Here is a 22,126-nt window from a genome sequence, read left to right as displayed (position 1 = left end):
GCCGCGCACGGCCTCATTGGATTCTGAATTCGGCGCCCCGTGCGCGGCGCCTTGCGCACCGCGGGAGCAATCGATCGGGCCGCTCGACGCGAATAATTTAGGACGACGAAGTATTTCGCCGCGGCATCCCGAACCCGCCGAGCAACGCCGCCAAGGGCTGCTTCGGCGCTTTGGCGGGCGCGGCCTCGGCTTGCTTCGCTTCCTCTTCCTTGCGCGCCGACGGGGACGGCACATATGGCTTCAAGAAGAAGTCGTCGACGGGGGCATGGTTCGCGCGATAGCTCGGACGCTCGTGACCCACTGCGCGACGCCGACCCGCACGGTCGTCGCGCTCGCGCCGACCGTGATCTTCGCGGCCGCGGCGCGGGGGCGCGTCCACCGCAAGATGCTGCACCTGCAGCGGCTTTTTGATGAGCTTCTCGATCTCGGCCAGCTGCTTGCGCTCGTTGGGACTGCAAAGCGACAGCGCATCGCCCGACGCACCGGCCCGGCCGGTCCGGCCGATACGGTGAACGTAGTCTTCCGCGTTGAACGGAAGATCGAAGTTGATGACGGCCGGCAATTCGACGATGTCGAGACCGCGCGCGGCCACGTCGGTCGCCACGAGCGCCTCGATCTCGCCGCGCTTGAATGCGTCGAGCGCCTGCATCCGCTCGTTTTGCGACTTGTCGCCATGAATGGCGGAGGCGATCACGCCGTCGCGCTCGAGCTGTTTCGCAAGCCGGCTCGCGCCGATCTTGCTGTTGCAAAAGACGATCACTTGCTTCAATTCGCGCTCGCGAATCAATTGCACGACGGCGCCCGTCTTGTCGCCCTCTGCCACCTCGTAGACGATTTGCGTCACGTTGGTGGCCGTCGAGTTGCTGCGCGCGACTTCGATCGTCTGCGGGTTGCGCAAATAGGTGGACGCGAGCTTCTTGATCTCTGGCGAGAACGTCGCAGAAAAGAGCAACGTTTGCCGCTCCTTCGGCAGCAAATTCAAGATGCGCTGGAGGTCGGGCAAAAAGCCCATGTCGAGCATGCGGTCCGCTTCGTCGAGCACGAGAATCTGCACTTGGCCAAGGTTGGCTGTCTTTTGTTGCACGTGATCGAGCAAGCGCCCCGGCGTCGCGATCAAGATCTCGACGCCGCGCCGCAATTCGGCCGACTGCGGATTCATATCGACGCCGCCGAACACGACGGCGCTGCGCAGCGGCGTGTGCTTGGCGTACGACTGAACGTTCGCGGCGACCTGGTCGGCGAGCTCGCGCGTGGGCGTGAGGATCAGCGCGCGCACGGGATGGCGGGCCGGCGACGCGCTGGTGCTCGCGCTCGGCAGCAGGCGCTGAATGATGGGCAACGAGAAACTCGCCGTCTTGCCGGTGCCGGTTTGCGCGGCGCCCATGACGTCGCGGCCCGACAGCACGACCGGGATCGCTTGGGCTTGGATGGGCGTTGGCGTGGAGTAGCCTTGCTCGGCGACGGCTCGTTGGATCTCGGGGGCGAGACCGAACTGGTCGAAAGTCGCGGGAGTAGGCGTGACAGCGGGATCGGACATGGTGGCGTTCGCTAAAAGTGCGCCGCTAGGCGCTGCGTCGTTCGAGCGCGCGGCAGCGGCCGCACAGCCGCTCGAGAATGATCGACGTGAAGGCGGAGCCACCGCAGGTCTCGCGCATTCGCGCCGAGAACGCCCGCAAGGACCGCGCTTCGCGCGCGGCCGGCTCCAGCCGACGGATATACCGCCGGAAAGGCCGGTATTGTAGCACCGCAGGGTTGCACGGGCCGTGCCCGCCTTCAACCGGCACGCCTGGCGGGGGGCAGCGCCCCTTCACATCGCACGAAAATCGTGCCGACGCGCGCCCGTCGAACCGGCGCGCCCGGCGCGGGCACCCTTTGCTGGCGGCCGTCGGCCGAAAGCCGGCCGCCGAGCGCGACCGCTTCGAGCAACCGCCTTAATCCGCCGCGACGGGCCGCACCGCGGCCGCGGCCGCGCGTGCGCGCTCGCGGGCTTGCTCGATGTTCGCCCCGGTCGCCACGGCCACGCCCATGCGCCGCTTCTTGAAACTCTCGGGCTTGCCGAACAGGCGCAGATCGGCGCCCGGCACGGCAAGCGCCTCGCGCACGCCTTCGAAAGCGATGCCCGCTCGCTCGAGGCCACCGTAGACGACGGCCGAGGCGCCCGGCGCGAGCAAAGAAGCATCGACCGGCAAACCCAGGATCGCGCGTGCATGCAATTCGAATTCCGAGAGACGCTGAGAGCGCAGCGTCACGAGCCCGGTATCGTGCGGGCGCGGACTGACTTCCGAGAACCAGACTTCGTCGCCGCGCACGAACAGTTCCACGCCGAAGACGCCCCGGCCGCCGAGCGCGCTCGTGACGCGTTCCGCGATCTCCTTGGCGCGCGCAAGTGCAGCCGGCGACATCGGCTGCGGCTGCCACGACTCGACGTAATCGCCGTCGACCTGCAGGTGGCCGATCGGCTCGCAGAAGGACGTTTGCACGATCCCGCTGGCGGGGTCGACGGCGCGCACGGTCAGCAGCGTGATCTCATAGTCGAACGTGACGAATCCTTCCACGATGACACGGCCCACATTGACGCGCGCGCCAACCGTCGCGTATTGCCAAGCCGGCTCCACGTCGGCATCGCTGCGCACGACGGACTGGCCCTTGCCCGAGGACGACATCACCGGCTTGACCACGCAGGGGTAGCCGATGCGCGCGATGGCCGCCTTGAACGAGTCGAGTGAATCGGCGAACGCGTAAGGCGAAGTCGGCAGGCTCAGCGTTTCCGCGGCCAAGCGGCGAATGCCTTCTCGATTCATCGTCAATTGGGTCGCGCGCGCGGTCGGGATGACTTCGGCCAGCCCTTGCGCCTCGATGTCGATCAGCGCGTCGGTGGCGATCGCCTCGATCTCGGGCACGATCAGATGCGGCCGCTCCGCTCGCACGAGCGCTTTGATCGCCTCGGGATCGGACATGTCGATCGTGTGAGCGCGGTGCGCCACCTGATGGCCGGGGGCGTTCGGGTAGCGGTCCACCGCGATGACTTCGACGCCCAGACGCTGTAGCGCGATGATGACTTCCTTGCCGAGTTCGCCCGCGCCGAGCAGCATCACGCGCGTGGCGCTGGGCGAGAGCGGCGTGCCGATCCGTTGACCGATCTGCATGGCGTATCCCATATGCGAATGAAAGGAAAGAGGGCGATGCTACCATGCGCGGCCGGGCCCTTTTGCGTGCGTCGCGGGCCGCATCGGCCAACTGCCGCAGACCGCATCGGGCGCTCGCGTACTCGCGCGTCGCAACGGGAGTGCGTTACCCTTACGCCTTCGCCAGTTCAAACAGTAGGTTCGGGGCCATGTCGAATCCATTCAACGCGCCGCTGCGGATGTCCCAGCGCGCTTTGCCGTCGTGCGTCGGCACATTTGCGGCGATGCTCACGCTCGCCGGTTGCGTGCTCGTCGCCGGCTGCGCGATCCCGACCCATCCCGATTCCGCCGCAGGCCCCAGCAATCCGCTCAACCCCGCCGCAGTGCAGTTGCTCGACGACACGAGCTGGGTGCTCGAGCGCGCCCAAACGAGCGATGGCAGCTCGGCGTTCGACGTGCCGGCCGATAAAACGGCGGCGCCTACGCTCACGCTCGACACGCGTTCCGGCCAGCGCCGAGCGAGCGGCTTTGCAGGCTGCAACCGGTTTTCGGCTTCGTACGAGCTCACGAGCGGGAAATTGACGTTCGACGAGATCGCGACGACGCGCAAAGCCTGCGGCGGCGCGGCCGATCGCATCGAGCGCGCGTACCTCGATGCGCTCGGGCACACGGGTGCCACGCTCGTGCAAATGCGACCGCCGCAGGAAATGCGGATCATCGCTACGACGGGGCTTACGCTGACCTTCCTTCGCGACACTCGATGATGCGCGCCGCGCAACCGCCTCGAAGGTTTCACCCTTGAGTATGCATACGGTAGTTTTCGGCTGGTTCGGCGTCTCGGCCATTTGGTTCGTCCCTCTCGCCTTGCGTCTAGCAATGGCGGCCTTCGCACGCGACGCCGATGCCCGCGGGCGGGGCAAGATCCGGCTTTGGCTCGGCTTTGCCGGGGTGCTGGCCGGCAGCGGGACGCTGGAAGCCATGCTTGCGCCTCATACCGGCAACGCACTGGGACACGCGTTGCTCGCCGCCGCCACCCGTGCGCTCGGGCGCGGCGCCTTCTTCGCGCCGCCTGCGTTGCTGTTCGCGTCGCTGCCTTGGCTAATCGGTTTCCGTTGGCGCGATGCGCTGCGCTGGGCCGATCGGGCCTTCGGCTTGGGATTGAACCTGCGCGCCGGCCCAGCATCGCGCGCCGCGGCCAGTGTGCGCGAAGAGGAGCCGCGCGCGACGCGCGGCGCGAACACGGCCGTGCGCATGAGCACGACCAACGTCATGGCGCCCAAATCGACTGGCCGATATGCCCGGCCGACAGTCTGGCAGCCGCCCGCGACGGCGCGCGCCGGGCAGGCGGCAAGTACCGGCCAGCATGCGGCGCGCGCCGCGAGCGCCAACCGGTTCGAGCCGGTGACGCCGAGCCGGAGCGCCCAGACAGGCAAAGGGTTCCCCGCGGACGATTCCGTCCACGGAGCGCGCCAGAGGCGGCCAGCATCGACCGTATCGAGCACATCGAGCGCATCGCGCGGAGCAAGTTCGCCCATCGTGCGGCCGCACACGTACGACGCTTCGGCAGACGCCGCTAGGACCCGTATCGCGCAAGCGCAACAGCGTCCCACGGGCACCGCCGGGGTGGCTTCAGACGCAAGCCGGCGCCCGCCCCCCGCATCGTCGATCGCGTCGGCCTCATCGGCCGCGCCCGCGACGTCGACCCGGCCAGGCGGCCAGCCTGCCTCGCCCGCTCCTGCCGAACCGGCTCGGCCCACGGCAAGACCCCAAATCGTGCAGGCCCCGCGTGCGGCGCCTGCGGCAGGCGTCCCCGAATCCTCCGCAAGCGCGCCTTCGCCCGGCGTACTGGAGACGCTGCGCGCAATCGAAGCCAATGCTGCCCAGTGGACGGCGCTTGCGAGTTCGAGCCTTGCGCGCCGTGGCGCCGCGCCTGCCGCCGCCGCGCGATCGCCCGCGGCAGACGCAGGGACGGGGACGTCGCCTGACGCAACGGGCGGCGCGACACCGGCGGCGAGCGCATCGCCCTCGGACCATCCCGACTTGCCGCCCGTGCCGCCTAGCCCCGCGGCGTCGAACGAGACGGTGGGTCAGCCGGCCGCTCACGCCTCATCGGAGCCGATCGTCCAGGACGACGCGGCTATCGCCGATCCAAGGGATGGCGCCACCGCTTTGGCCTTCCCGTCGGGCGCGGCGGCCCCTTACTCGCCCACGCCCGCGCCGGTTGCGAACGACGCGCCGAGTGCGCCCGCGCCCACGGTTTCGCCCGCCCCTGCGGCGACGAACACGCCGACGAACACGCCGATAAGCACGTCGACCTCGTCGCCCTCGTTCGCGCCGCCCGAGCCGGCGGGCGGCGTGGAGTCAGCGCCGCCTGCGCCGGTGCTGATCGAACTCGCTTCGTCGCCAAAGGCCGACGCACCTGCAGTTGCATCTGCGTCGGCGCCTTTCGTTGCGCCCGCGCCGACCCTCGCGATCGAACCGACGCCACCGGCCGGCGCTGCGCCGCCCTGGGCCGCAACCTCGGGAAATCGCGTGAGCGCGCAGCCTACGCCCGGGGAGCGCTCGAACGCCGACGACGAGCCTCTGCTTCCCGCCGTTCCGACGCCGCCGGCTCCGACCGCTTCGGCTCCGACCTCCTCGGCTCCGACCGCTTCGGCTCCGACCTCCTCGGCTCCGACCTCCTCGGCTCCGACCTCCTCGGCTCCGACCTCCTCGGCTCCGACACCCTCGGCTGCGCCCTCCCCGGCCCCGATGTCCCCGCCTTCGACGCCGGCGACGCTTGCTCCCCCTGCCCCGGAACCCGCCCCGCGCCCACCGTTGCGCGGCCACACCGGCCCGGAGTTCACGTTCCACGCCCCGGCGGCGTCCTCCGTCGAACTACCGACGCTCGACCTGCTCGATCCGGCCTCGACCGAGGCCGAAGAGATCCCGGCCGAGCGCCTTGCGCAAACCGGGCAGCTCATCGAGCAGCGCTTGCAGGAATTCAAAGTGCCGGTGGCGGTCGTGGGCGCATCGGCGGGTCCCGTCATTACGCGCTTCGAAATCGAGCCCGCGCTCGGTGTGCGCGGCAGCCAGATCGTCGGCTTGATGAAAGACTTGTCGCGCGGGCTTGGCCTGACTTCGATCCGCGTGGTCGAGACGATTCCCGGCAAAACCTGCATGGGCTTGGAACTGCCCAACGCCAAGCGGCAAACGATCAGCCTGTCGGAAATCCTCGACGCCCCGTCCTATCGGGGCTCGGCCTCCAAGCTCACGCTCGCGATGGGCAAGGACATCACCGGCAACCCGATCGTGACCGACCTCGCGAAAGCGCCGCACATGCTGGTGGCGGGCACGACCGGTTCGGGCAAGTCCGTCGCAATCAACGCGATGATCGTCTCGCTGTTGTACAAGGCGACGCCCGAGGAAGTGCGGCTCATCATGATCGACCCGAAGATGCTCGAGCTGTCGGTCTACGAGGGCATCCCGCATCTGCTCGCGCCCGTCGTCACGGACATGAAGCTCGCCGCCAATGCGCTGAACTGGTGCGTGGGCGAAATGGAAAAGCGTTATCGGCTCATGTCGGCGGTCGGCGTGCGCAACCTCGCAGGTTTCAATCAAAAGCTGCGCGACGCGCAAGCCGCGGGCAAGAAGATCGGCAACCCGTTTTCGTTGACGCCCGAAGCGCCCGAACCGCTCTCGCCGCTGCCGATGATCGTCGTCGTGATCGACGAGTTGGCCGATCTCATGATGGTGGCGGGCAAGAAGATCGAGGAGCTCATCGCAAGGCTCGCACAAAAAGCGCGCGCGGCCGGCATCCATTTAATCCTCGCGACGCAGCGGCCGTCGGTCGACGTCATCACGGGGCTCATCAAAGCGAACATTCCGACCCGCGTAGCGTTCCAGGTTTCGTCGAAGATCGATTCGCGCACGATTCTCGACCAGATGGGCGCCGAATCGCTGCTGGGCCAAGGCGACATGTTGTTCCTGCCGCCCGGCACCGGGTATCCGCAGCGTGTGCATGGCGCGTTCGTGGCGGACGAGGAAGTGCATCGCGTCGTCGAACACTTGAAGCAGTTCGGCGAGCCCGAGTACGAGGAAGGCATTCTCGATGGCCCCGCGACCGATGGCGCCCCGCAAGACCTGTTCGGCGATGCGCCGGATGCCGAAGCCGATCCGCTCTACGACGAAGCCGTTGCCTTCGTCGTGCGCACGCGCCGCGCATCGATCTCCGCCGTGCAGCGGCAACTGCGGATCGGCTACAACCGCGCGGCGCGCCTGGTCGAGCAAATGGAAGCCGCGGGGCTCGTTTCGGCGATGGGCATCAACGGCAGCCGCGAAGTGCTCGCGCCGCCAAGCGCGGAACCGTGACGGGCAGGTCCGACGACGGTGCGAAGCCAAGCACCGCGCGTAAAAGCTGCGCGACGGTTGCAAGAATTAACCGGCTGGCAGACCGGCCGGCTTTTGTGCGCAAGAAACGAGAGGCACGGCCCTCCGGTAGGCGAAACGGCGCGCAGCATAAGCATCGGCCAGGAAAACGGGCGCGGCTGGCAGCCGCCGGCACGCTCGTTGCAGCAGCCTTGGTACACCGTGCGCCCGGTGCGATGTCCGATCGCACGCGTGGCTGTCATCCCTGCCGCCTCGCCCCCCGTGGGGCGGTAGCCTCGAGCCTGCGTGCTTGCTCTGACGCGCAGGCTCTCTTTGTTTCAGGAGACGGCCGCGAGCGCGCGGCGCGCAACCGCCGTCAAGATCAAGACAAGGGCGTGAATTTGAAATCGACCGGCGAGCCGATGTCGAGGCGCGTCGGATGCACGAGCAGCCCCGTATCGGGATCGCGCCGGAATACGTAGGCGCTATCGCTGTCTTGATTGCCGACGATGAGCCAGCGGCCCGTCGGATCGATCGCGAACTCGCGCGGCGTGCGGCCGAGCGTGGACTGCCTGCCGACGAGCGCGAGCCGCCCGTTGCCGGCATCGACCGAAAAGATCACGATCTCGTTGGCGTCCCCGCGGTTCGTCGCATAGAGAAATTTGCCGTCGGGCGACAAATGGATCGCACCCGCGCCGATCTTGCCTTTGAAACCCGGCGCGGTGAGTTCGAGCGTCTGTATCGGCGTCAACTTCCCGTCCTGGTATTGCAGCGCCGTGACGGTGCCGGCCAGTTCGCTCGTCAAATAACCGTAGTGCCCGTTCGCCGCGAATACGAGGTGCCGCGGGCCCGATCCGGAAGGCATTTGCACATACCCTTCCGGCGTCGGACTGAGCAACCCTCGGCTGTGGTCGTTCGTATAGCGGTACTCGTAGAGCTTGTCGTCGCCGAGATCTTGCGCGAAGAGATACCGGCCGTCGGGCGAAAACACCGTCGAATGAACGTGCGCATTGTCCTGCCGGCCACGCACTGGGCCGGCCCCTTCGTGATGGACGACGAGCGCCGCGGCGCCCACGCGGCCGTCCTCCTGTAGCGGGAAGACGGCAAAGCTGCCTCCGGGATCGGCCGCAACCGAATAGTTTGCCGCCAGCACATAGCGGCCATCGGGCGAGAAGCTCAGGTAGCACGGATCGTTGCCTTCCGAGGAGACCCGATCGAGGAACGTCAGTGCACCGGCCTTCGGATCGAACGCAAACGCGCTGATGCCGCCTCGCTGGGACGCGGGGCCGTTGTCGCCCGGCAATTCGTTGACAGCGTAGACATGCCGGTTGTCTCGGGCGACGATGAGGTACGATGGATTGACCGTCTTCACCGACGACACGGGCGTTGCCTGCCCCGAAGCCGAATCGAAGCGGTAGACGTAGATGCCCTCGCTCTTGCCGCCCGTCGTATAGGTGCCGACGAGCAGGTCGTAGCTGGATCCGGCAGCGCCGGTTTGCGCAAACGCGGGCGTCGCGCCCAAAACGAGCGCAAGCACGAGAGCTTTGAGCCCGCCGGACGGACTCAACGAAGATGCGCGCCGTGGCGTCGCATCGAAAACGCCAAACGAGAAAGGAGCCACCATGAGTATTTCCGTCAGCTTGGGACCGCTCGCCGCGCTGATCGCCGGCATTCTGATTCTGGTCGCGCCACGACTGCTCAATTACATCGTCGCGCTCTACCTCATCATCATCGGGCTACTGGGGCTATTCGGGCCGGGCGCTCACTCGCTGCATCTGTGAACTTGCCTGCCCGCGCGCGCTCAACCGTTCGCGAGTTGATCGAGCCGCAGCTTGCCTTGCAGCGACAAGCCGCCCACCGCGTATTGGCCGTTGCCATCGTGGTGCCGCTTGAAGCAGGCGCGCTCGATCAGAAACGCGGCGGCCGTTTCCATGCCGTTGCGCGTGAGACCGAGCGTGTGCGGATCGAGGTGCAGCAAGGCGTCTTCGCCGACCTCGCGGGCGGCGGAAAGAATCGTGATGCAGTCGAGCTTCGACGGATTCAACATGGCGTCAGTTCTCATTCGAGTGTTGGATGACAGGCGCGATGATGGCCGAGTGCGCGGCACACTAGGTGCAAGGATTGTTGTATTGGACGCGCGCGGCCGGAATCCCCGAAGCCAGATTGTAGCCAGCGAATTTGCGCCCTGGCAACGCCAAAACCGTTTCCAGTGCGAGCGCGAACGGCAAGGCGTAACCTTTGCTGCGTCTCACACGCTAACGCATCGCCTCACCGGCATTGCGTACCGCATTCGTCTCGGCGTCGTTGCGAAACAGCAGGAGAAATTCCACCACTATGCCCGCCCATATCGAAGACTACGCACTCGTCGGCGACGGCAAAACGGCCGCACTCATCTCGCATGAAGGATCGGTCGACTGGCTCTGTTGGCCGCGATTCGACTCGAGCGCCTGTTTTGCCGCCCTGCTCGGGTCCGACGAGCACGGCTCGTGGCGGCTAGCGCCCGCGGTCGACGGCCCCGTCACCCGCACGCGCCGCTATCGCGACGGCACGCTCATCCTCGAAACCGATCACGAAACCGCTGAGGGCGCGGTCACCGTGATCGACTTCATGCCACCGGGCAACGGCGGCTCGCAGCTCGTGCGCATCGTCGAGGGCAAGCGCGGCACGGTGCCGATGTCCATGAAGCTGACGCTGCGTTTCGACTACGGCCTATCGGTGCCGTGGGTCACGCGGCTCTCCCACGGCCACGGCATCAAAGCCGTGGTGGGTCCCGACACGGTGGCGCTACGCACGCCGGTTCAAATACGCGGCGAGAACATGCACACGGTGGCCGAATTCACCGTTTCCGAGGGCGAACGCATTCCGTTCGTGTTGGCCTACTCGGCGTCCCACGAACGCGCACCCGCCGCAAAAGACCCATTCGCAGCGCTGGAACATACCGAGCGGCATTGGCGGGAATGGATCGCCCAATGCCGTGTCACGGGGCGCTATGCGGAGCCGATCCGGCGTTCGCTGATCACGCTCAAGGCGCTCGCTTACGAACCGACCGGCGGGATCGTGGCCGCGCCCACCACGTCCCTGCCGGAGCGGTTGGGCGGCTCGCGCAATTGGGACTACCGCTTCTGCTGGCTGCGCGACGCGACGATCACGCTGCTCGCCCTCATGCGCTGCGGTTTCTACGACGAAGCCCGTGCCTGGCGAATCTGGCTCGAGCGCGCGCTTGCCGGCTCGCCCGCGCAGGCGCAAATCCTCTACGGCGTGGCAGGCGAGCGGCGCGTGCCCGAATTGGAACTGCCGTGGCTGCCGGGCTACGAAGGCGCTCGCCCGGTGCGCATCGGCAACAAGGCAGTAGGTCAGCTTCAACTCGACGTCTACGGCGAAGTGATGAACGCGCTGCATCTGGCGCGTGTGGGCGGGCTGCATGCCGACGAGGCCGCCTGGTCGCTTCAATGCGTCATGCTCGAGCACTTGGCGACGGTCTGGGCCGAACCCGACGAAGGGCTGTGGGAAGTGCGCAGCGGCCCGAGGCAGTTCACGTTCTCGAAGGTCATGGCATGGGTCGCGTTCGATCGCGCCATCCGTTCCGCCGAGAAATTCAAGCTGCACGGACCGGTCGCGCAATGGCGCGCGTTGCGCGAGCGGATTCACGCCGATGTCTGCGAGAAAGGCTGGAACGCGCAGCGCCGCACGTTCACTCAGGTCTACGGCGGCGATGCGCTCGATGCGAGCTTGCTCTTGATGCCGTTGCTCGGCTTCTTGCCGCCGACCGATCCGCGCATTGCCGCGACGACGGCCGCGATCGAACAAGACTTGATGTTCGAGGGCTTCGTGCGCCGTTATCACACCCACAAGGTGGACGACGGATTGCCTCCGGGCGAGGGCACCTTCCTCGCCTGCAGCTTCTGGCTCGTCGACAATCTCGCACTGCAAGGGCGCATGGACGAAGCCCATGCGATGTACGAGCGCCTGGTGGGGCTCGTCAACGACGTCGGACTGCTTTCCGAAGAATTCGACCCGCAGACGAAGCGCTTCACCGGTAATTTTCCGCAAGCGTTCTCGCATGTGGCACTCGTCCATACCGGCTTGAACCTCATGCGGCACGAGGAATCGATGGCGCATGCGACTGGTCACCCGCCGCGCTCCGCGGACAACGCGAATGCGGCCTTCGGAGACGGGGCGCTGTAGAGGAAGGATTTACGCTGATTGCGCCATGCGAAGACGTCTTGCTGGAACGAAGTGCAAGAAAACAACCGCAAACACGTGTTTTCGACGGGGACCCGAGCAGCCGCCTTTCATGCCCCAACTTGGGGCGGCGGGGCTCCGACGCTTGCCTGGCGTGCGTGCCGCGAAACCTTGGGCGAACGTCCCTATCTCGGCACGAGAGCGGCCGTGGCGTATCGGGGAAAACACCCGCCGGGCGAGCCGATTGCTGCATTGCACCTAAGGTCGTTTCTCCTTTATCATCAAAGAAGTAACGCCGCCACGAGCATCCGTTCAAGGTCCAGCCGCGACGCAAAGCGCCGCATATTTTTTTGCCCCGTTCCTACCCCACGGGAGCCCCACACCATGCTTTACCAGTTTTACGAGTTTCAGCGCGCGCTCTTGAATCCGTTGACAGCCTGGGCACAGGCCGCTTCGAAATCGTTCGCCAATCCCGCGAGTCCCTTTGCCTATGTGCCCGGGGCGACGCGCCTTTCGGCCGGCTATGAACTGCTTTACCGCCTCGGCAAAGATTACGAAAAGCCTGAATTCAATATTCATCAAATCGTCAAAGACGGCCATAACATTCCGATCATCGAACAAACGATCATCGAAAAGCCGTTTTGCCGCCTGCTGCGCTTCAAGCGTTTCGCCGACGACAGCGAGGCGGTGGCGCAATTGAAGGATGAGCCGGTCGTGCTCGTCTGCGCCCCGCTATCAGGTCACCATTCCACGCTGCTGCGCGACACCGTGCGCACGCTGTTGCAGGATCACAAGGTCTACATCACCGATTGGATGGACGCGCGCATGGTCCCGCTCGAGAATGGCCCGTTCCATCTCGACGACTACGTCGCCTACATCCAGGAATTCATTCGCCACATCGGCGCCAAGAATCTGCATGTGCTGTCGGTCTGCCAGCCGACGGTGCCGGTGCTTGCCGCCATTTCGTTGATGGCCAGCCGCGGCGAGGACACGCCCCGCACGATGACGATGATGGGCGGCCCAATCGATGCGCGGCGCAGCCCCACGTCGGTCAACTCGCTCGCGATGCAGCGCTCGTATTCGTGGTTCGAGAACAACGTGATCCATACGGTGCCCTCGAACTATCCGGGCGTCGGCCGTCATGTGTATCCGGGCTTCCTGCAGCATTCGGGCTTCGTCGCCATGAACCCCGAACGGCACGCGGCATCGCATTGGGATTTCTATCAGAGCCTGCTGCGCGGCGATGAAGACGACGCCGAAGCGCACCGCCGCTTCTACGACGAATACAACGCCGTGCTCGATATGGCCGCGGAATATTACCTCGATACCATCCGCATCGTGTTCCAAGAGTTTCGGCTGGCCGAAGGCACGTGGGAGATCGACGGCGAAGCCGTGCGGCCGCAGGACATCAAGAAGACGGCGCTGTTCACGATCGAAGGCGAGCTCGACGACATCTCGGGCTGCGGCCAAACGCGCGCCGCGCACGATCTGTGCAGCGGCATCCCGGAGAAGCACAAACATCATTTCACCGCGGAAAAGTGCGGCCATTACGGCATTTTCTCGGGCCGACGCTGGCGCACGATCATCTACCCGCAATTGCGCGATTTCATCCTCGAACACAATCGGGAAACGAAGCGCACGCGCGAGCCCGTCGAAGCCTGATCGCAGGCGCCGCCACGTGGCGGCGCCCGCTATTTGCGCATCAGATACGCGAGCAGCAGTTCGGTATTCATCCTCACTACCTCGCTGCGCTCGGCCGGTGCGCTGAAATCGCGGCCCAGCGTGGCTTCGAGCGTGAATCGATTCGATACGCTGTAGTAGCCGAGCCCTGACAGCGCAACGTAAAACCGCACCGGATCCACGTTGGCGCGAAAAAGCCCCGCGCGTTGGCCCCGGTCGAGAATCGACGAGAGCGTGGCCACCATGGGCGAAATCATTTCGCGAATGCGCGTCGACTTCTGAAGATACCGGGCCTCGTGCAAATTCTCGTTGTTGATGAGACGCAGCAAATCCGGATGATCGCGGTAGTAGTCCCAGACGAAATGGGCGAGCCGCGTAATGGCTTCGATCGGCGCGATGCCGTTTAGATCGAGCGTCTTTTCCGCCTCGGTCAATGCGCTGAAAGCGTGCTCGAGTACCGCCGTGAAAAGCTGCTCTTTGCTACCGAAATAGTAATAGAGCATGCGCTCGTTCGTCTCCGCGCGCCGGGCAATCTGATCGACGCGCGCGCCGAACAAACCACCATTTGCGAACTCTTCGGCAGCGGCGAGCAAAATACGGCGCCGGGTTCCTTCGGGGTCTCTTTTGATTTTCAATTGATTCATGGTGGCCTTTTTGCTTCGTGAGCCGCGTTGCCCCGCCGCCTTGCCAGCCCTCCTCGGTCCTTCGCCGGCAATGCGGACGAGCGCGCCGTTATTGTCGAAACACCCTGCGCCTCGTGCGAAAAAGCGCTTCGATTATGGCACACGGCCGACCAATCGCAATCCGGGAAATCGGCGATAATGCGCTCTTTTCACGCACGCGAAGCGCACCGCCCGCCGCGCCGCTCGACGCCCGCTTTCGTCGCCGCTCTCGCGTGCCCTAGACGTACCGAATGTGACCGATCGCGCAACGCTCGCAGACCGCATCGAGGATCTGCTGCCCCAAACGCAATGCACCAAGTGCGGCTATGCCGGCTGCCGGCCTTACGCCGAAGCCATCGCGCAAGGTGAAGCCAACTACAATCAATGCCCGCCTGGTGGCGCGCAAGGCATTGCACGCCTGGCCGCCTTGCTGGGCAAGCCCGTCATCGCGCTCAATCCCGAGAACGGCGAGGAACGCCCGCGCTCGCTCGCCGTCATCGACGAATCGCTCTGCATCGGCTGCACGCTCTGCATGCAGGCCTGCCCGGTCGATGCCATCGTCGGCGCGCCCAAGCTGATGCATACGGTCCTTGCCGAGCGCTGCACAGGCTGCGATCTATGCGTGGCGCCGTGTCCCGTCGATTGCATTGCGATGCTGCCCGTGACGGGCGATCGCACGGGTTGGGACGCCTGGAGCCAAGGGCAGGCGGACGCCGCCCGAGAGCGCCATCGGTTGCGCGCCGCGCGGCTCGAACGCGAGCGCCAAGCGGCGCAGGCGCGCGCCGCCGCCCGGCGTGCGGAGGCGGCTGCAAGCGCCGACGCCGCGGCCGCCGCACCCGCGAACCCGGCGGCGGACGACGAAGCCGCGAAAAAACGCGCCATCATCCAAGCCGCGCTCGAACGCGCCCGTCAAAAGAAAGAAGCGCTGGCGGCCCAAGGCCTCGGCCCGAAGAATGTGCCACCGGCGAGTGCCGACGAGCAAGCCCACGCCGGTGGCGCGCCAGCGCATGGCCCGGCAACGCGGGCAAGCGGGGCCGCATCCGGCGCCGAAGCGCCGTCCGAGCGATCGAACGCCGCCGGCGCGCCGACGGACGAAGCGGGGGAGCGGCGAACGAACGACGCTCCCCGCGGCGCCCGCCCTACGCCCGACGATCACTGAGCCCGCTTCGACGACGACCGCCGCATGAACGCACAAAAACGACGCGCCATCTACGAGACGCTGCAAAGCCTCAACCCGCATCCGACGACCGAACTCGAATACTCGAACCCGTTCGAATTGCTGATCGCCGTGATGCTGTCGGCGCAGGCGACCGACGTGTCGGTCAACAAGGCCACGCGCAAGTTGTTTCCCGTGGCGAACACGCCCCAAGCGATGCTCGCACTGGGCGAGGCGGGCGTTGCCGACTACATCAAGACGATCGGGCTATATCGCACCAAAGCCAAGAATGTCATCGCCACGAGCCGGATTTTGCTCGAACAGCACGGATCGCAAGTGCCGGCCGAGCGTACCGCCCTCGAAGCGCTGCCCGGCGTCGGCCGCAAGACGGCGAACGTGGTGCTCAATACGGCCTTCGGGCAACCGACGATCGCGGTCGACACGCACATCTTTCGCGTCGCGAACCGCACGGGGTTGGCGCCGGGCAAAGATGTGCGCGCCGTGGAAGCAGCCCTCGAAAAGTTCACGCCCCCCGAGTTCCTTCATGACGCGCACCATTGGCTGATCTTGCATGGCCGCTATGTCTGCAAAGCGCGCCGGCCCGAGTGCTGGCATTGCGCGATCGAGCCGCTATGCGAATTCAAGCCGAAAACGCCGCCGCCCGAGCTTTGAGCTCGCCGCTATAGATTCGCTTCGAGCGATACCGCTTCGTCGTGCGGTCCGCCTCCGGCACGTACGAGCCAGAGCACGGCGCCGAGCACCGCGGCACCGCCTGCCCATTGCAGCGGCGTCAAGTGCTCGCCCAACAAAACCGCTGCAAGCAGCACGGTGACGACCGGCTCGAGCGTGGAAAGCATCGACGTACGCGCAGCGCCCAGGCGCGCGAGCCCTGCGAAAAACGCGAGCATCGCCGTGACGGTCGATATCAGCGCGATGGCGGCAAGCGCGGCCCAGCCGAGCGAGGTCGAGGGAAAATGCGGCGGCGCCCCTGCCACGGTTCGCACGACAGAAGCCGTGCAGAAAACCGCAGCCGCGGATAAACAGACGACCGACGTGGTCGCGAGCGGATCGACCTCGCGCGTCACGCGCGCTCCGGCGACGATGTAAAGCGAGTAGACGATGGCCGCCGTCAGCGCGAGTCCGATGCCCAAAGGCTCGCCGCGTCCGCCCCCGACCATCACGGCCGAGCCCGCCAAGCAAAGCACGAGCGCCGCGCCCTTCACCCACGTCAACCGCTCGCCGAGCCACAGCGCCGCGAGCAGCGTCACGAACGCCGGGTAGAGATAGAGCAGCAATGCGACGAGGCTGGCCTGCGCATGCTGGAGCGCGACGAAATAGCAAATCGACTGCCCCACGTACCCGAGCGCGCCCATCGCGACGATCCCCCAAAGCGTGCGCCCGCGAGGCCAAACGACGTTGCGGCGGCGCGCGACGGCGGCGAGCACCGTCCCGCCGATGAGGAATCGAAGCGTCAGCAGACCAAGGACGTCGGCGCCGCCCGCATAGGCATAGCGGCCGAAGATCGCCATGGCGCCGAAGGAGGCGGCGGAGAGCGCCACGAGCAAAGCGCCGCGCAGCGTATCGGCGCGCGTGGAGGGAGATGAACCTGGCATCGTAAAAGAACGTCGTGCTCGTTATCGTTGCGGGCCGTATCGGCCCGGCGCGCGTTTCGGCCTGCGCAGCGGGGCTGCGTCCTTCGTGCGGACGCGCGTCGATTCTAACCGGCGCCATCGTACGGGGGCGCCGAACCGCGCGAGCGGGGCAGCGTAAAATAACCGATTGGCCGCTCGGCCCGCGCGCATTGCCCCCCTGTGAGCGCGCGGCCGGGCGGCGCCACTTCAAGGTCCATCCCACGATGTTCAATCCGAGCCGCGACGAAGTCCGACGCTTTTTCATCGATACCTGGCGCAAGCAGCGCGCGGGCGAGATCCTGACGCCGCTAGAAGCGATCGCGGCCGATTGGATCGTCGAGCATCCCGAATACCACGCGGACCTAGCCGACGACGCCACGGCTACCGTCGATTATTCGCCTGAAGCCGGCCGCACCAACCCGTTCCTGCATCTCTCGATGCATTTGGCCATCAGCGAGCAACTCTCGATCGATCAACCGCCCGGCATCCGGGCCGCGCATGAGCGGCTCGCGGCGCGGCTCGGTTCCACGCATGAGGCGCAGCACGCGATCATGGAGTGTCTCGGGGAAACGATCTGGGAAGCGCAGCGCAGCAACATGCCGCCCGATACCGAGGCCTATCTCGCCCGCATCGAACGGCGCGCATCGAAGGATTGACCCGGCTGCGACACGTTGTCGCACATGCGGCCGCCAGCAAAAAAACACCCCGCCGAAGCGGGGTGTCATCGTGATCGGCGCTGCGCGAGCGGTGCGCGCAAAGCGCTCGACCTCGGTTCGACCGGTTACTTCTTGTCGACGAGATCGCCCGGCAACGACTCGATATAAGCGGCGATGTCCTTCATATCGCTCAGCGACAGGCTTTGCACCTGCGCCTGCATGATCGCGTTGTTGCGGCCGAAATTCGGGTTGCCGGTGCCGACCTGGTAGCCGCGCAGCGCGAAAACCAGATAATCCGCGTGCTGGCCGGCCAGCTTCGGATACTCGTTGCTGACGGGGTTGGTGAACTTCGCCCCGTGGCAAGCCGCGCAGTTGTGGGATTCGACGAGCGCCTTGCCGTTCTCGATGCTGGCCGCATGGGCCGAGCCGATCGCCCCGAATGCCGCGACGAGCGCGGTCCCCGCAGCCTTGACGACGATGCGCAATGCCTGATCAGGCTTGTTCATGAATTCTCCTATCCCGCGAAATAAGGTAGCTGAAAGCGGCCGCAATGACGGTCACTTTTCGGGATTGTTCGTCGACGCCGACGTTTGCGACGCGTAGTAGGCCGCGAGATCGGCGATGTCCTGATCCGACAGCGAGGCCGTGACCGCGTGCATCGTTTGGAAGTGGCGGTCGCCCTTCTTGTACGCGTGCAGCGCGTTTTCGAGGTATTGCTGGTTTTGCCCGCCGAGAATGGGTACGCGGTAGACCTCGGGGTACGCGGTGCGATAGTCGGGAATGCCGTGGCAGCCGATACACATCGCAACCTTGCTTTGGCCCGCCTTCGCATTGCCGACGACATCGGCCGCCTGCGCGCTCACCGCAAACCCCGCGAGCGCGACTAGCGCTGCGGTCACGACATGTTTGCCGACGAAAGAGTTCATAGGTTCTAACCTGGCTTGAGGGGAAACGAGCGCCCGCTAAAAGCCTGCGGGCAATGGCGCTGCGCCGTTCTTGTTGTCGAAGTCGCAACGAGCGGCCAAAAAAATCGCGGCAATTGTACCGCGCCCCTTGGTCGCACGTCCACCGGGCGCCGCCCGCGCACCGCGCCCGGCTCGAGCGACACGATACCGCCACCGGCGCGGGCCGCCTAGCCCTTCTGACATATACTTGAATTTTTTCGAGAAGGCAGGCAGCCATGCGTTTCGAAGGCTCGTCGCAATACGTCGCCACGGACGATCTCAAACTCGCCGTCAACGCCGCCATCACGCTCAAGCGCCCCCTTTTGATCAAGGGCGAGCCGGGCACCGGCAAAACGATGCTGGCAGAGGAAGTCGCGGCCTCGCTGGGCATGCCGCTTTACCAGTGGCACATCAAATCGACGACCAAGGCGCAACAGGGCCTCTACGAATACGATGCTGTCTCCAGGCTGCGCGATTCGCAGCTCGGCGACGCGCGCGTGCAGGACATCTCGAACTACATCGTCAAAGGCGTGCTCTGGCAAGCGTTCGAATCGGACGTGCCGGCGGTCCTGCTCATCGACGAAATCGACAAAGCCGATATCGAGTTCCCCAATGACCTGCTGCGCGAGCTCGATCGCATGGAGTTTCACGTCTACGAGACGCGCGAAGTCGTGCGCGCCAAGCACCGGCCGCTCGTGGTCATCACTTCCAACAACGAAAAAGAGCTGCCCGACGCGTTCTTGCGCCGCTGCTTTTTCCACTATATCCAGTTCCCGGATCCGGCCACGATGCAACGCATCGTCGACGTCCACTATCCCGGCATCCGCGAAGATCTCCTGCGTGCGGCATTGACGAGCTTTTTCGAGCTGCGAGCCGTATCGGGCTTGAAGAAGAAGCCTTCCACCTCCGAGTTGCTCGATTGGCTGAAGCTGCTGCTCGCCGAAGAGATCCCGCCGCAAGCGCTGCGCTCGCCGGACGAGAAGCAGATCGTGCCGCCGCTCGCGGGCGCGCTGCTCAAGAACGAACAGGACATGAGCTTGTTCGAGCGGCTCGTGTTCATGAACCGCCACAACCGTTAGCCGGAACGCTGACCGCCATTCAGAGACATCGGCATGCTGATCGACTTCTTCTACACGCTGCGCGAGGCCAAGCTGCCGGTGTCGGTCAAGGAGTACCTGACGCTCGTCCAAGCGCTGCGCGAGCGCGTCATCGGCCCATCGTTGGATGAGTTCTACTATCTCGCGCGTCTGACGCTGGTCAAGGACGAGCGCTACTTCGACAAATTCGATCAAGCGTTCGGCGCGTATTTCCGCGGCGTGCAACAGCTCACCGATCAAGCATTCGAGTTGCCGCTGGACTGGCTCGAAAAACGTCTGCAGCGCGAGTTCACGCCCGAGGAGAAGGCGCAAATCGAAGCCATGGGCGGGCTCGACAAGCTCATGGAGCGGCTCAAGCAATTGTTCGACGAGCAGAAGGAGCGGCACGAAGGCGGCAGCAAATGGATCGGCACGGGCGGCACCTCCCCGTTCGGCCATGGCGGCTACAACCCGGAAGGCGTCCGTATCGGCGGGCCCTCGGCCGGCAATCGCACCGCCGTCAAAGTGTGGGAAACGCGCGGCTACCGCGATTACGACGATCAAGTCGAGATCGGCACGCGCAACATCAAGATCGCCCTGCGCCGGCTGCGCCGGTTCGCGCGCGAAGGCGCGGCCGAAGAACTCGATTTGCCGGGCACGATTCGCAGCACCGCCGCGAACGCGGGATGGCTCGATCTGAAGATGGTGCCCGAGCGGCACAATGCGGTGAAGGTGCTGATGCTGCTGGACGTGGGCGGCTCGATGGACGATCACATCAAGCGCACCGAGGAGCTCTTCTCGGCCGCCAAATCCGAACTGAAGCACCTCGAGTTCTATTACTTCCACAACTGCGTCTATGACCACCTGTGGAAGAACAATCGCCGCCGGCACGTCGAGCGGATGCCGACTTGGGACGTGCTGCACAAGTTCACGCCCGACTACAAGCTCATCTTCGTCGGCGACGCAACGATGAGCCCCTATGAAGTCCTGCAGCCAGGCGGCTCCGTCGAGTACAACAATCCCGAGGCGGGGGCCGTCTGGCTGCGCCGCCTCGCCGATCATTTCCCGCATCACGCCTGGCTCAATCCCGAGCCCGAAGGCCTGTGGGAATATCGGCAGTCCGTCTCGATCATCCGCCAACTGCTCGGCGACCGAATGTATCCGCTGACCCTCGCTGGGCTCGAAACCGCGATGCGCAAGCTCAGTAAATAGCCGCCCCCGCGCGCCTAGCTCGTTTTACGTTGCCCCTATTTTCTAGCCGTTTAGCGTCCGTCCCGCTTCTGCATCGTCCATGACATTTCCCTCCGCCCCCGACCTGCCCAGCCCCGCCGCGCGCCGCTCCTGGCTGCAGCCGTTCGCCGATACGTCGCTGCATGCGATCGTCGCCGGCTTCGTCGCAATGATGACGGGCTATACCAGTTCCCTCGTGCTCGTGTTTCAGGCGGGCCGGGCCGCGCACCTGTCCGATGCGCAGGTTTCGTCGTGGATCTGGGCGCTGTCGATCGGCATGGCGTTCTCGACCATCCTGCTCTCGCTGCGCTTTCGCACGCCTGTCGTCGTCGCTTACTCCACGCCGGGCGCGGCGCTTTTGATTGCCGCGCTGCCGCACGTGCCGTACGCCGATGCGATCGGCGCGTTCATCGTCTGCGCGCTGCTGATCACGGCCGTCGGGCTCACGGGCTGGTTCGACGCGCTCATGCGGCGCGTGCCGGCCGGCATCGCAAGCGCGCTGCTCGCGGGCATCTTGTTCGAAATCGGCATCGAAATCTTCCATGCAGTGCAGTACCAAACGACGCTCGTGCTGACGATGTTCTTCGTCTACCTGTTCGTCAAACGGCTCGCGCCGCGCTACGCCATCGTGACGACGCTCGTCGTGGGCACCGCGGTAGCGGGAGCGCTCGGGCTCATCGATTTCAGCCGCTTTCACGTTGCCCTCGCCCACCCGGTCTTCACGATGCCGCATTTCTCGCTCTCGGCCGCGATCAGCTTGGGCGTGCCGCTGTTCGTCGTCGCGATGGCGTCGCAGAATATGCCGGGCCTCGCGGTCCTGCGCGCGGACGGATACACGACGCCGTCGGCGCCGCTGATCTCGACGACCGGCATCGCTTCCCTGCTGCTCGCGCCGTTCGGCTCCCACGGCATCACGCTCGCGGCGATCACGGCGGCGATTTGCACCGGCCCGCAAGCCCACGAAGACCGAACCAAGCGCTACACGGCAGCGCTCTGGTGCGGCCTCTTTTATCTCGTCGCCGGGATTTTCGGTGCGACGATCGCCGCCCTGTTCGCCGCGCTGCCCAAAGCGCTCGTCGTTTCGGTCGCCGCGCTCGCGCTGTTCGGCTCGATCATGAGCGGGCTCACCAACGCCATGAGCAATGTGCGCGAGCGGGAAGCCGCGCTCGTCACTTTCATGGTGACGGCCTCGGGGCTCACGCTGCTCTCGATCGGGTCGGCGTTTTGGGGTCTTGTCGCGGGCGTGATCACGCAAGTCATTCTGGGCGCGCGCCGTACGTAGCGCAGGACCGCAGCGTAGCGCCATCCCCCGGGTGTTCGATTTCACGTGAACGCGCCGAGGCCTAAAATAGTCGTATTTGCATCCGGTTGCGCCGTTTTGGCGGTGCGACCCCTTTCTGGACTCACACGGAAGGCGCTCGGGCGCCGCACATCTGC

General features: G+C 65.6%; 21 protein-coding genes. 11 read left to right on the top strand and 10 right to left on the bottom strand.

Features of this window, described 5'->3' with window-relative positions; all coding sequences use genetic code 11:
- Window positions 1–97 precede the first annotated feature (97 nt).
- Both MMB74_RS17550 and purT read right to left on the bottom strand, forming a co-directional pair.
- A complete protein-coding gene (locus tag MMB74_RS17550) occupies window positions 98–1,537 on the bottom strand; it encodes a DEAD/DEAH box helicase (RefSeq protein WP_277429930.1) in 1,440 nt (479 codons plus the stop codon).
- Window positions 1,538–1,931: 394 nt separating this feature from the next.
- A complete protein-coding gene (gene purT, locus MMB74_RS17545; RefSeq protein WP_277429929.1) occupies window positions 1,932–3,146 on the bottom strand; it encodes a formate-dependent phosphoribosylglycinamide formyltransferase in 1,215 nt (404 codons plus the stop codon).
- Window positions 3,147–3,334: 188 nt separating this feature from the next.
- Here purT and MMB74_RS17540 point away from each other — a divergent pair, with 188 nt between their 5' ends.
- Window positions 3,335–3,889, top strand: coding sequence for an META domain-containing protein (locus tag MMB74_RS17540; RefSeq protein ID WP_277429928.1), 555 nt, complete (start codon window positions 3,335–3,337; stop codon window positions 3,887–3,889).
- 225 nt (window positions 3,890–4,114) lie between these two features.
- On the opposite strand, the gene MMB74_RS27440 is transcribed toward MMB74_RS17540, so the two are convergent.
- Window positions 4,115–4,999, bottom strand: coding sequence for a hypothetical protein (locus MMB74_RS27440; RefSeq protein WP_346780689.1), 885 nt, complete (start codon window positions 4,997–4,999; stop codon window positions 4,115–4,117).
- A 324-nt stretch (window positions 5,000–5,323) separates the two neighbouring features.
- Window positions 5,324–5,971, bottom strand: coding sequence for a hypothetical protein (locus tag MMB74_RS27435; protein ID WP_346780688.1), 648 nt, complete (start codon window positions 5,969–5,971; stop codon window positions 5,324–5,326).
- On the opposite strand from MMB74_RS27435, the gene MMB74_RS27430 reads away from it, so the two are divergent.
- The gene (locus tag MMB74_RS27430; protein WP_346780687.1) at window positions 5,943–7,475 is read left to right on the top strand and encodes a DNA translocase FtsK; all 1,533 of its coding nucleotides are present in this window, start codon (window positions 5,943–5,945) and stop codon (window positions 7,473–7,475) included. The genes MMB74_RS27435 and MMB74_RS27430 overlap by 29 nt on opposite strands.
- A gap of 379 nt (window positions 7,476–7,854) precedes the next feature.
- On the opposite strand, the gene MMB74_RS17530 is transcribed toward MMB74_RS27430, so the two are convergent.
- Window positions 7,855–9,096 carry a lactonase family protein gene (locus MMB74_RS17530; protein WP_277429926.1) on the bottom strand — a complete coding sequence of 414 codons (1,242 nt, stop codon included), beginning with the start codon at window positions 9,094–9,096 and terminating at the stop codon, window positions 7,855–7,857.
- On the opposite strand from MMB74_RS17530, the gene MMB74_RS17525 reads away from it, so the two are divergent.
- Entirely contained in the window at window positions 9,095–9,253 is a 159-nt protein-coding gene (locus tag MMB74_RS17525; protein WP_277429925.1) for a DUF3096 domain-containing protein, read from the top strand. The genes MMB74_RS17530 and MMB74_RS17525 overlap by 2 nt on opposite strands.
- A gap of 20 nt (window positions 9,254–9,273) precedes the next feature.
- Here MMB74_RS17525 and MMB74_RS17520 read toward each other — a convergent pair whose 3' ends face one another.
- Complete coding sequence (locus MMB74_RS17520; protein WP_277429924.1) at window positions 9,274–9,519, bottom strand: hypothetical protein; 246 nt, start codon at window positions 9,517–9,519, stop codon at window positions 9,274–9,276.
- A gap of 287 nt (window positions 9,520–9,806) precedes the next feature.
- On the opposite strand from MMB74_RS17520, the gene MMB74_RS17515 reads away from it, so the two are divergent.
- A complete protein-coding gene (locus MMB74_RS17515; RefSeq protein WP_277429923.1) occupies window positions 9,807–11,657 on the top strand; it encodes a glycoside hydrolase family 15 protein in 1,851 nt (616 codons plus the stop codon).
- 381 nt (window positions 11,658–12,038) lie between these two features.
- Window positions 12,039–13,316: a polyhydroxyalkanoate depolymerase gene (gene phaZ / locus MMB74_RS17510; RefSeq protein ID WP_277429922.1), complete on the top strand. Its 1,278-nt coding sequence runs from the start codon at window positions 12,039–12,041 to the stop codon at window positions 13,314–13,316.
- Window positions 13,317–13,345: 29 nt separating this feature from the next.
- On the opposite strand, the gene MMB74_RS17505 is transcribed toward phaZ, so the two are convergent.
- Window positions 13,346–13,978, bottom strand: a complete 633-nt coding sequence (locus MMB74_RS17505; RefSeq protein WP_277429921.1) for a TetR/AcrR family transcriptional regulator — start codon at window positions 13,976–13,978, stop codon at window positions 13,346–13,348.
- A 271-nt stretch (window positions 13,979–14,249) separates the two neighbouring features.
- Here MMB74_RS17505 and rsxB point away from each other — a divergent pair, with 271 nt between their 5' ends.
- Window positions 14,250–15,155, top strand: a complete 906-nt coding sequence (gene rsxB, locus MMB74_RS17500) for an electron transport complex subunit RsxB (RefSeq protein ID WP_277429920.1) — start codon at window positions 14,250–14,252, stop codon at window positions 15,153–15,155.
- Between the two features lie 24 nt (window positions 15,156–15,179).
- Window positions 15,180–15,824 carry an endonuclease III gene (gene nth, locus MMB74_RS17495; RefSeq protein WP_277429919.1) on the top strand — a complete coding sequence of 215 codons (645 nt, stop codon included), beginning with the start codon at window positions 15,180–15,182 and terminating at the stop codon, window positions 15,822–15,824.
- An 8-nt stretch (window positions 15,825–15,832) separates the two neighbouring features.
- On the opposite strand, the gene MMB74_RS17490 is transcribed toward nth, so the two are convergent.
- Entirely contained in the window at window positions 15,833–16,765 is a 933-nt protein-coding gene (locus tag MMB74_RS17490; RefSeq protein ID WP_277429918.1) for a DMT family transporter, read from the bottom strand.
- Window positions 16,766–17,007: 242 nt separating this feature from the next.
- Between MMB74_RS17490 and MMB74_RS17485 the strand changes: the two genes are divergently transcribed.
- The gene (locus MMB74_RS17485) at window positions 17,008–17,439 is read left to right on the top strand and encodes a DUF1841 family protein (RefSeq protein ID WP_277429917.1); all 432 of its coding nucleotides are present in this window, start codon (window positions 17,008–17,010) and stop codon (window positions 17,437–17,439) included.
- Window positions 17,440–17,564: 125 nt separating this feature from the next.
- On the opposite strand, the gene MMB74_RS17480 is transcribed toward MMB74_RS17485, so the two are convergent.
- Both MMB74_RS17480 and MMB74_RS17475 read right to left on the bottom strand, forming a co-directional pair.
- A complete protein-coding gene (locus MMB74_RS17480; protein ID WP_277429916.1) occupies window positions 17,565–17,945 on the bottom strand; it encodes a cytochrome c in 381 nt (126 codons plus the stop codon).
- Window positions 17,946–17,996: 51 nt separating this feature from the next.
- Complete coding sequence (locus MMB74_RS17475) at window positions 17,997–18,365, bottom strand: cytochrome c (protein WP_277429915.1); 369 nt, start codon at window positions 18,363–18,365, stop codon at window positions 17,997–17,999.
- 254 nt (window positions 18,366–18,619) lie between these two features.
- Here MMB74_RS17475 and MMB74_RS17470 point away from each other — a divergent pair, with 254 nt between their 5' ends.
- The 3 genes from MMB74_RS17470 (at window position 18,620) to MMB74_RS17460 (ending at window position 21,971) form a co-directional block, all read left to right on the top strand.
- Window positions 18,620–19,462: a MoxR family ATPase gene (locus MMB74_RS17470; RefSeq protein ID WP_277429914.1), complete on the top strand. Its 843-nt coding sequence runs from the start codon at window positions 18,620–18,622 to the stop codon at window positions 19,460–19,462.
- 33 nt (window positions 19,463–19,495) lie between these two features.
- On the top strand, window positions 19,496–20,671 hold the full coding sequence (locus MMB74_RS17465; RefSeq protein ID WP_277429913.1) for a VWA domain-containing protein: 1,176 nt from the start codon (window positions 19,496–19,498) through the stop codon (window positions 20,669–20,671).
- 187 nt (window positions 20,672–20,858) lie between these two features.
- On the top strand, window positions 20,859–21,971 hold the full coding sequence (locus MMB74_RS17460; protein ID WP_277430035.1) for a benzoate/H(+) symporter BenE family transporter: 1,113 nt from the start codon (window positions 20,859–20,861) through the stop codon (window positions 21,969–21,971).
- Window positions 21,972–22,126: the final 155 nt, after the last annotated feature.

It is taken from the genome of Trinickia sp. Y13, assembly GCF_029522115.1.
In the GTDB taxonomy this organism is placed as follows: Bacteria; Pseudomonadota; Gammaproteobacteria; order Burkholderiales; family Burkholderiaceae; genus Trinickia.
This window is presented reverse-complemented; position numbering and strand designations above follow the sequence as displayed.

Bases quoted from the DNA above. Each gene is read 5' to 3' on its own strand.
- MMB74_RS17550 (WP_277429930.1), bottom strand. From the start codon at position 1,537: ATGTCCGATCCCGCTGTCACGCCTACTCCCGCGACTTTCGACCAGTTC.
- purT (WP_277429929.1), bottom strand. From the start codon at position 3,146: ATGCAGATCGGTCAACGGATCGGCACGCCGCTCTCGCCCAGCGCCACG.
- MMB74_RS17540 (WP_277429928.1), top strand. From the start codon at position 3,335: ATGTCGAATCCATTCAACGCGCCGCTGCGGATGTCCCAGCGCGCTTTG.
- MMB74_RS17525 (WP_277429925.1), top strand. From the start codon at position 9,095: ATGAGTATTTCCGTCAGCTTGGGACCGCTCGCCGCGCTGATCGCCGGC.
- MMB74_RS17530 (WP_277429926.1), bottom strand. From the start codon at position 9,096: ATGGTGGCTCCTTTCTCGTTTGGCGTTTTCGATGCGACGCCACGGCGC.
- MMB74_RS17520 (WP_277429924.1), bottom strand. From the start codon at position 9,519: ATGTTGAATCCGTCGAAGCTCGACTGCATCACGATTCTTTCCGCCGCC.
- MMB74_RS17515 (WP_277429923.1), top strand. From the start codon at position 9,807: ATGCCCGCCCATATCGAAGACTACGCACTCGTCGGCGACGGCAAAACG.
- phaZ (WP_277429922.1), top strand. From the start codon at position 12,039: ATGCTTTACCAGTTTTACGAGTTTCAGCGCGCGCTCTTGAATCCGTTG.
- MMB74_RS17505 (WP_277429921.1), bottom strand. From the start codon at position 13,978: ATGAATCAATTGAAAATCAAAAGAGACCCCGAAGGAACCCGGCGCCGT.
- nth (WP_277429919.1), top strand. From the start codon at position 15,180: ATGAACGCACAAAAACGACGCGCCATCTACGAGACGCTGCAAAGCCTC.
- MMB74_RS17490 (WP_277429918.1), bottom strand. From the start codon at position 16,765: ATGCCAGGTTCATCTCCCTCCACGCGCGCCGATACGCTGCGCGGCGCT.
- MMB74_RS17485 (WP_277429917.1), top strand. From the start codon at position 17,008: ATGTTCAATCCGAGCCGCGACGAAGTCCGACGCTTTTTCATCGATACC.
- MMB74_RS17480 (WP_277429916.1), bottom strand. From the start codon at position 17,945: ATGAACAAGCCTGATCAGGCATTGCGCATCGTCGTCAAGGCTGCGGGG.
- MMB74_RS17475 (WP_277429915.1), bottom strand. From the start codon at position 18,365: ATGAACTCTTTCGTCGGCAAACATGTCGTGACCGCAGCGCTAGTCGCG.
- MMB74_RS17470 (WP_277429914.1), top strand. From the start codon at position 18,620: ATGCGTTTCGAAGGCTCGTCGCAATACGTCGCCACGGACGATCTCAAA.
- MMB74_RS17465 (WP_277429913.1), top strand. From the start codon at position 19,496: ATGCTGATCGACTTCTTCTACACGCTGCGCGAGGCCAAGCTGCCGGTG.
- MMB74_RS17460 (WP_277430035.1), top strand. From the start codon at position 20,859: ATGATGACGGGCTATACCAGTTCCCTCGTGCTCGTGTTTCAGGCGGGC.